Annotated in this window: 6 protein-coding genes; 3 read left to right on the forward strand and 3 right to left on the reverse strand. The window is 73.4% G+C overall.

What is annotated here, in order from left to right; translation table 11 throughout:
* Both CCN33_RS11155 and CCN33_RS11160 read right to left on the reverse strand, forming a co-directional pair.
* A partial coding sequence (locus CCN33_RS11155) for an aldehyde dehydrogenase family protein (RefSeq protein WP_140394509.1) occupies nucleotides 1-851 on the reverse strand: 851 nt, incomplete at its 3' end.
* 124 nt (nucleotides 852-975) lie between these two features.
* Entirely contained in the window at nucleotides 976-1,836 is an 861-nt protein-coding gene (locus CCN33_RS11160) for a protein kinase domain-containing protein (protein ID WP_086693485.1), read from the reverse strand.
* Between the two features lie 361 nt (nucleotides 1,837-2,197).
* Here CCN33_RS11160 and CCN33_RS11165 point away from each other — a divergent pair, with 361 nt between their 5' ends.
* From CCN33_RS11165 to CCN33_RS11175, 3 genes are all read left to right on the forward strand, one after another.
* Nucleotides 2,198-2,419, forward strand: coding sequence for a hypothetical protein (locus tag CCN33_RS11165; RefSeq protein ID WP_086693486.1), 222 nt, complete (start codon nucleotides 2,198-2,200; stop codon nucleotides 2,417-2,419).
* A 104-nt stretch (nucleotides 2,420-2,523) separates the two neighbouring features.
* Nucleotides 2,524-2,886, forward strand: coding sequence for a DUF2267 domain-containing protein (locus CCN33_RS11170; RefSeq protein WP_086693489.1), 363 nt, complete (start codon nucleotides 2,524-2,526; stop codon nucleotides 2,884-2,886).
* 118 nt (nucleotides 2,887-3,004) lie between these two features.
* Nucleotides 3,005-3,595: a DsbA family protein gene (locus CCN33_RS11175; protein ID WP_086693487.1), complete on the forward strand. Its 591-nt coding sequence runs from the start codon at nucleotides 3,005-3,007 to the stop codon at nucleotides 3,593-3,595.
* Between the two features lie 59 nt (nucleotides 3,596-3,654).
* Here the strand turns inward: CCN33_RS11175 and CCN33_RS11180 are convergent, their stop codons facing one another.
* Nucleotides 3,655-5,223, reverse strand: a complete 1,569-nt coding sequence (locus tag CCN33_RS11180) for a serine/threonine-protein kinase (protein ID WP_086693488.1) — start codon at nucleotides 5,221-5,223, stop codon at nucleotides 3,655-3,657.
* Nucleotides 5,224-5,632 lie beyond the last annotated feature (409 nt).

A 5,632-nucleotide genomic window follows, 5' to 3' on the forward strand; every position in this document is an offset into this window, starting at 1 on the left:
AGGACCAGCATGGCGTTCTTGCCGCCGAGTTCGAGGGAGACGCCGATCAGGCGGGCGGCGGCGCCCTGGGCGACCTCGCGGCCGGTGCGGGTGGAGCCGGTGAAGGAGACGTAGTCGGCGTGCCGGACGATCTCCGGGCCGACCACCGGGCCCTCGCCGAGGACCACCTGGAAGACCCCGGCGGGCAGTCCGGCCTCGACCAGCAGGTCACGCGCCCACAGGGCGGTCAGGCAGGTCTCGGTGTCCGGCTTCATCACGACCGCGTTGCCGGTGACGAAGGCGGGCAGGGCGTCCCCGACGGACAGTTCCAGGGGGTAGTTCCAGGGGGCGATCTGGCCCACGACCCCGCGCGGGTGCCGCAGTTCGGTCACCTTGGTCAGGGTCGGCATGGCGCCGGTGTGCCGCTTGGGCCGCAGGTAGGCGGGGGCGCGGCGGCCGTAGTGCCGGGCGGCGACGACGACGGCCTGCACCTCCTCGTGGGCGTGCAGCCGCGCCTTGCCGGTCTCCAGCTGGATGAGGTCGAGCACCTCGGACTGCCGCTCCAGCACCAGGTCGTGGAAGCGCAGCAGCACCGCGGCCCGCTCGCGCACCGGGGTCCGCTCCCACACCCGCTGGGCGGCACGGGCGGCCTCGAAGGCGGCGGCGACGTCGTCCGGGGTGGACTCGGGCAGGTCGGCGAGCTTGGCCCCGGTGAGCGGGGTGTGGTTGCTGGTCCGGCCCGAGCCGGTGACGCCCTTGGTGAGCTGGGCCAGCAGCTCGGGGGTGACCACGTCGGCGGCGGTGCGCACGCCCTCGGGGGCCGGGGCGATCGGGTTGGTGCCGGTGACTTCCGGGGCCTGCGAGTCCGTCATGAGCGGCAGGGTATGCCGGTGGCCGCCCTTTCGGTACCCGTCGGTAACGGGGTTTCACCGGCCGCACACATTCCGCCAGTGATCACTGGCGGTAAACGTGCTGATCAGCGCGTTGTCGGCCCGGTCACTCGGCTCCGGGTTTTTTCGACAGCAGCAGCCCGAGAGCGGCGAGCGGGGTGCGGCGCACCACCGGGGCGGGCGTCACGACGGTTCGCGCGGGCTCGGTGACGGGTTCGGGTTCCGGCTCCTCCATCCGCACACCTGCGCGTCTCTCCAGCTCCGCCGCCACCTCCGCCGCGTCCGGCCGGGCGTCGGGGTCCGGGGCGCGCAGGCGGTCCAGCAGCGGGGCGAGCGGGCCGGGGTCGCCGTCCGTCATGGCGGCGAGGAGCGCGCCGAGCGACCACAGGTCGGAGGCGGGCCCACCTCGCCCGGACGCCCGCTCCGGCGCGACGAACCCCTCGGGGGCGTCCTCGGTGTGCCCGTCACCGATCCCGAAGTCGGTGACGACCACGCGCCCGGTGCCGGACTCGATCAGCACGTTGGCGGGCTTGATGTCACGGTGCACGATACCGACGGCGTGCGCGGCGCGCAGCGCGCCCAGCACGGAGAGCCCGATCCGGGCCGCCTCGGCGGGCGGCAGCGGACCGCGCCCCACGGTCTCGCGCAGCGACTCGCCCTCGACCCACTCCATGACGATCCAGGGCAGCCCGTCCTCGCCGGCCACGTCCCGGACCCGTACGGCGGACGGATGGCGTACCCGGGCGGCGGCGCCGGCCTCGCGCCGCAGCCGGTGCGCGGTCCGTCCGGCCTTCTCGCCCGCCGGACCGCCGGGCAGCCGGGGCTCCTTGACGGCGACCAGGTCCCCGTTCCGCTCGTCGCGGGCGCGCCACACGGTGCCGGTCGGCCCGGCCCCGACCCGTTCGAGGAGCCGGTAGCGCCCGCCGAGCAGGCGTCCGTCGGGCGGGGGTGCGCCGTCGTCACTCATGCCCCATCAGTACCGCGCCCACCCGGCGCTTGTCGACGCGGGCGCACGCCTTCAACTCGGCTGGTTTCAGGGCCTGTCGAAGCGCCGCCCGGCTTCGTCCTGCCCGGTGACGCGTGGGCCGGGAACGCGGCGCGGGCCGGGTGCCGCATGGCGCCTTCGCGCCCGACCTCCTCGATCTCCCCGGCCTGCTCGCGGGGAAGCCGACGTCCTGCGGCGTGTCCGGCACCCCCGTACGCTTGGGGAAGAGGACGCCTTCGTAGTGAAGCGCGCCGGCTGTGGCGTTCCCGGCGGAACCTGTTGATGGCGACGTCGAAGCATTCCGGGAATTCGGTGCCCGGCGGCCGAATGCAGGGGAGATCACATGCCCGGCGATATCGAACGTGCCGCCCTGCGCGCCGCGGCTCAGGCCGCCGAGCAGGTCCTGGCGAACGTCGCCGAACAGGCCGGACAGGCCGAGCGGCTCTACCCGCAGGACCCGTCCGCCCAGCGCGTCGCAGAGGTCGGGATGCTCACCGGCGCGTTGAGGGCCCTGCTGGAGGCAGTGCGCCCCTTTGTCGAGGAAGGCGAAGAGGACGGGCGGTGACCGGCGCTTTCGGCACCGGCCGCCGGGTTCGCACCGGCATGTCGATCACCGTTTGGGGCAGTGCGTGCGCGGTACCCGTGATGGGTTGCCGGATTGGAGGCGCCATGGACAGCGACGAGTTCGTCCGTCTCGTCAGCGAGCGGGCCCACGTGCCCCAGGAGCAGGCCAGGGAGCTGACCCGGGCCACGATGCTGACGCTGGGCGAGCGGATCACCGGCGGCGAGGCGAGGCACTTGGCCGGCGTCCTGCCCGCCGAGATCGCCCCGCCCCTGGTCCCACCGGAGGATGTCGCCCAGAAATTCGGCGTTGCCGAGTTCGTCCGGCGGGTGAGTGAGCGGGCGGGCGTCGACGAGGCCGTGGCGCGCAGCGGCGTCGCGGCGGTTTTCAGGACTCTGAGAGAGGCCGTCCCCGGCACGGAGTTCGAGGATGTGATGTCGCAACTGCCGAACGAATTCCAGAACATCTAGCGTCGGACATCCCGGCGCCCGGAATGCGGCTGTGGACCCGGCCGGGCGCGGGTGGTCGGTCTGCCGTGCCTGTCGCGTACGACGCGGATTTCCATCGACTTACGGCAGGGGACTCGGCATGAGTACTCAGACGCCCCACATCAGCAGGCCCTCCCGTGTTCCGGCCAACGCCTCGCCGAGCGGGGACGGCATCGTCGTCGGAGCCGGACCGGTGCAGGTGGATGCCTTCATCGACTTTCTGTGCCCGTTCTGCAAGCAGTTCGAAGGGAGGAGCGGGCCGCTCCTCGACGAGCTGGTGGCCGACAAGGCGATCAGTCTCGTCCACCACCCGATGGGCTTTCTCGACGCCTTGTCCACCACCCGGTACTCCTCCCGCGCCTCGGCGGCCTCGGGCTGCGCGTCCGACGGTGGCCACTTCGTGGAGTACCTGTACGCGTTGTTCGCCAACCAGCCCCCCGAGGGCGGGCCGGGCCTGTCCGACGACGAACTGGTCGAGCTCGGCCCCGCGGTTGGACTGGCGGACAGCTCGTTCGCGGCGTGCGTCCGGCAGGGCGTCTACCTGGACTGGAGCTCCTACGTGACGGCGACGGCCGTCCAGCGGGGCGTGAGCGGAACGCCGACCGTGGCGGTCCAGGGGACCCCGGTGCCGGCCAGCCCCCAGACCATCCTTGCCGCGGTCCGTGCCGCCCTCGCCGATGCCGGAGGATGAGGCACCCGGTCAGCCGTGGAACGGCCCCATGACGATCCAGGGGAGGGCCGTCGGTCCGCTCAGGGAGCCGTGACGGTGAAGGTGTCCACGGCCACGTCGAAGTGCTCGCGGGCCTCGCGCACCTTGCCGACCGGGGCAGAGACCCAGACGTCGTACATCCGGCCGCCCTCCTCCCAGCACAGGTCGTAGGTGTGCCGCGCGCCCTCGGCGGGGGTGTAGCCGTTCCAGGTGAACTCCCAGAGGGCGGCGGGGTGTTTCTCGTGGCTGGTCTCGGTGACACGGCCGTCGCGGTAGCCGGGGTTGTTGTCCGCGCCCTCGGCCGCGAGGCGTTCCAGGACGGCGGCGGGGCCGCCCGGTTCCGGCGGGGAGATCTTGATGCCGAGGCGGAAGGTGTCCCCCGCGGAGAGGTAGAAGACGCGCTCGCCCTGCCGTTCGCGGGTGAAGCCGTCGGGCACGGCCAGGGCGAAGCCCGCCGGGTCGCGGACGGTGCGGTAGCCGGAGGGCGCCCGGGTGCCGGTGGGGCCCGGTGTGCGGGAGGCGGAGGGGGCGCCGGGCGCGTCGTCACCGCCGCCCCGGTTCTCGTGCAGCATCAGCACCGCCGCCGACACCGCGGCCCCGGCCACGGCGGCCACCAGCAGGGCGGCGATCAGCCTCGCCCGCCTCGGGGACGCCGGCCGGGCGGGACTCTGCGGTGGTTCGGGCGCGGTCGGCGGCGCGTCGGATCTGGTGCCGCGTACCGCGCCCAGCAGCCGGAGTGTGCGCGCGGCCGCGGGAACGCCGGACGCGGGAGGCATACGGCCGCTCTCCAGGTACGTACGCAGCATCCGCTCGGCGTCGGCCGCGCCGAGCCGCAGCTCGGGGTCGCGTTCCAGCAGGCCCCGGACGACGGGGAGCAGCGGGCCTGCCTCGGCGGGCGGCCGGATCTCGTCGGTGACGACGGCGTGCAGGATGCCGCCGAGCGAGTCGCGCCGGAAGGGCGACTCGCCGCTGAGCGCGGCGCACAGCAGCGCGCCCAGCGACCACAGGTCGGACGCGGGCCCGCCGCGCAGCCCCGACATCCGCTCCGGGGCGGTGTATTCGGGCGAGCCGACGAAGGAGCCGGTCTCGGTGAGCGTCGTCGCGCCCGCCACCCGCGCGATGCCGAAGTCGGTGAGCACCACCCGGTCGGTACCCGACTCCAGCAGCACGTTGGCGGGCTTGATGTCCCGGTGCAGCACCCCGGCCGCGTGCGCGGTGGCCAGCGCACTGAGGAGATCGGCGCCGATCCGGGCGGCCTCGGCGGCGTCCAGCGGGCCGTCGGCGGCGATGCGCTCGGCGAGCGAGCAGCCGTCGATCAACTCCATGACGAGGTAGGGGCGTTCGTCCTGCTCGACCACGTCGTGCACCACGATGATGTGCGGGTGGCGCAACTGGGCCAGCGCCCGCGCCTCCCGGAAGGAGTGCTCACGCCGCCTGCGCGCGTCCTCTTCGGACAGCGAGTCGTCCAGGGTGAGTTCCTTGACGGCCACCTGACGGCCCAGCACCAGATCATCGGCCCGCCAGACGACGCCCATCCCGCCGCGTCCGATGCGCGCCTCAAGGCGGTAACGGCCCGCGACCACACGGAGGTCGTGCCCCTCGGTCCCCATACCGCCCATCATGCCGCACCGGACCCACCCCTTCCGGGGCGCTGACCGGCCAAGGTACGAAGGCGGCGGCCGATTCAGCCCTCCTGGAAGCTCCGGAGAATCCAGGTGAACTGCTTCTGGGTGGTGGGCCAGTCGTCGGCCGGGGAGGAGGAGTAGAGGGCGTACTCCGTGTTGTCCGCGTTCATGTAGCCGACGTCGATGGCGTGGTACGGGCCCGGGAAGTAGTGGGGGCCGTCCTTGGCCAGGGCGTTCCAGGTGTACTCCCAGCGGGTCTCGGCCCGGCTGCTGGAGTACAGGCGGGTGGTCCTGAAGGAGGAGGTCTTCCGCGACGAGCCGGGCGCCCGCTGGGAGTACACCTGGAACGCCCTGGCCAAGGACGGCCCCCACTACTTCCCTGCCACCTACCACG

It is taken from the genome of Streptomyces recifensis, assembly GCF_002154615.1.
In the GTDB taxonomy this organism is placed as follows: Bacteria; Actinomycetota; Actinomycetes; order Streptomycetales; family Streptomycetaceae; genus Streptomyces; species Streptomyces griseoluteus.